2 protein-coding genes are annotated in these 2,892 nt (G+C 50.7%); both read left to right on the top strand.

Annotated features, from left to right (window positions below; genetic code table 11):
- Positions 1-2,570: RNA polymerase-associated protein RapA (gene rapA, locus B3180_RS08325; RefSeq protein WP_286843975.1), on the top strand; the 2,570-nt coding region annotated here is incomplete at its 5' end.
- Positions 2,570-2,892 (top strand): pseudouridine synthase (locus tag B3180_RS08320; protein ID WP_286843973.1); only part of this gene is annotated, 323 nt, incomplete at its 3' end. The genes rapA and B3180_RS08320, both read left to right, overlap by 1 nt.

The following is a 2,892-nucleotide window of genomic DNA, read 5'->3' as shown; positions in this document are numbered from 1 at the left end:
TAACCGTGATGTTCCCTGCCACCGGTGAAGTGCGACTGTACTCTGCTCAGGATGCGCCTCTGGCTCGATATCAGTTGCAAGTTCAACAGCAAGGTAAGCACGCCGACGGCTGGAGCTTTACTATTCAGGAGCTGACTGAGTCGCAGGGTATTGTGACTTACCACGGACTGCGTGATGACAACCAGGAGTCAGTTGTTGTTCCTGAAACTCAACTCTCGCATCAAGTTGACAGTAATCCGGCATTAACTCGTTTGCTTGCTGGTCAGGCCGACCGACTCGATATGTATCAATTGCGCTGTGAGGCTGGTGAACATTTGGCGCATCACCAGGCAAGCGAGGTGGCCGGCTTATTAGGCGTTCGTACCCATTTGCTGCCGCATCAGCTGTATATTGCTAAGACGGTCGCTGATCGCTATCACCCACGCGTGCTTTTGGCCGACGAAGTGGGCTTAGGAAAAACCATTGAAGCCGGCATGATCATTAAACGCCGATTGACCACCGGCCGCTCGCAGCGCGCACTCATTGTTGTGCCTGAGTCTCTTATGCACCAATGGTTAGTGGAGCTACGTCGCCGCTTTGCACTGAACTTTACCCTGTTTGATGATGAACGTTGTGAGCAAGCGGAAGCCGACAGTGAAAATCCTTTTCTGACCGAACAACACATTATTATCAGTAGTCGGTTTATGCATGAGTCACGCTGGAATGAGGCCTTACTCGATGCGGAATTTGATCTGCTGATTATTGATGAAGCCCACCATCTGCAACCGGATGCTCCTGAATTCAGCGCCGTAAAAGACCTTTGCGAAGCTGTGCCCAGTTTGCTGCTGCTAACGGCAACACCAGAACAAGAAGGTGCTGAGGGACATTTCCAGCGATTACAGTTGCTGGACCCGGACAGGTTCTCCGATTTCGCCAGTTTTCAGCAAGAACAGGCGCACTACAAAGAGTTAGCAGAACAAGCTGAGTCAGTGACTGACTCGGCCGAACTTGATGACTTGCTCGATAAACACGGCACAGGGCGCGTTATGTTTCGTAACCGTCGGGCCGATATCGGCGGCTTCCCTGAGCGTCATTTTCATCCGGTAGAACTGGATGAGTGCGAACCCGATGAAGACATGCCCTGGTGGATGGAAGATCCGCGTATTGACTGGTTATTGGAGCACATTAAGCAAAACCGCTCAGAAAAAGCGCTGCTAATCTGTAAAACTGCGGAGCAAGTGCTGGATTTGTCTGAAGCTCTGCGCGTACTCGCAGGTGTGCACGCGGCCACCTTTCATGAAGGAATGACGCTGACCGAACGAGACCGTTCTGCCGCATTTTTTGCGAGCGAAGAAGATGGCAGCCCTATCCTACTGTGCTCAGAAATTGGCAGTGAAGGCCGCAATTTTCAGTTCGTGCATCAACTGATCTTATTCGACTTACCAGCCAACCCCGACTTGCTGGAACAGCGTATTGGTCGTTTAGACCGTATTGGCCAGCAGCAGGACATTGATATTTACCTGCCTTATTGTAGAGGCTCTGCCGAAGCTATATTGCTGCCATGGTACGAGCAGGGAATGAATGCCTTCACTCAGTGTAATGCGATAGGCCGTAAACTGTACGACGCTTTCGGCGCTGAAATTGAGCAGGCTATTACTGAACAGCAGCCTTTAAGTTCTGAACTATTAGAGCAGACAAAAGAGCTGCACAAAACCTGGCTGGAGCACAACAGGGAAGGTCAGGACAAGCTGCAGGCACTCAATGCTTGTCGCCCGGAAACCGCAGAAAAAATCATAGAGCAAATTCATAGCGACAGCGATACCGATACGCTCGCCGATTTCATGATTGCCTTCTTTGACCGTTTTGGTGTTAATAACGAAGTTCTGGATGAGGAACGCTGGTTTATTCGCCCGGGAGAACACATGCGTGTTGGCAGTCTGCCTGGTTTGCCTGACGACGGTATTACCATAACCTTTGACAGGGTTACCGCGCTGAACTTTGAAGATACCGACTTTCTGAGCTGGGATCACCCGATGGTACAAGCGGCGCTCGAGTTGCTGACTGCTGATGACTTTGGCAGTACTTGTGTGGCCGAGTTAAAAAACCCGGCAATTCCGGCTGGCAGCTGGTTCCTTGAATTAGACTTTGCCAGCATAGTTCCTGCGCCTAAAGCCGCGGCCCTACAGGAGTTTTGCCCACTGCAAAGCCTGCGGCTTCTGTTTAATGGTCAGGGTCAGGAGCTCTCTGCCAAAGTATCGCGCGAGCTACTGGATCAGCAGTCTAACTTCATTGATAAGAAAACCGCCCGTCAGGTATTGCGCCAGCTAAGAGATGCAGCGCAAAAGCTTATCCAGTCAGGCCAACAACAAGCACGCAAATGGCAGCAAGAGCAACTGGAGCAGGTAAGACAAGAGGCTACAGCTGCACTGCAACATGAACGCCAACGACTGCTCGACTTGCAGAAGAAAAACCCGTCGGTACGCAGCAGTGAAATAGAAGCTATAAACTGGCGCGAAGAGCAGATTACAGCGGCACTGGAAAGTCCGCAGTTGTCGCTACAGGCTGTTCGCATTTTGGTGAACAACCATTAATGACGCTGCTTCACTATGAGCCACCAACAACGCCATTTCTTCAAGTTATTTATGAAGACGCTCAGTTGTTGGTGGTTGATAAACCCAGCGGACTATTGAGTGTTCCGGGCAAGCGGCCAGAGCATAAAGATTCCACTTATACTCGAGTGCAGCGGGTACACCCGGAAATTAGAGTGGTTCATCGGTTGGATATGGCCACCTCCGGTATCTTGTTACTGGCAAAAACCAAAGCTGCACAAAGCCACCTGAACAAACAATTTCAGGACCGCACAACCCACAAAAAATACATTGCCAAGGTATGGGGGGAACTACCTGCTTCACA

This window comes from Idiomarina sp. UBA4206, from assembly GCF_002383015.1.
Classification (GTDB): Bacteria; Pseudomonadota; Gammaproteobacteria; order Enterobacterales; family Alteromonadaceae; genus Idiomarina; species Idiomarina abyssalis.
This window is presented reverse-complemented; position numbering and strand designations above follow the sequence as displayed.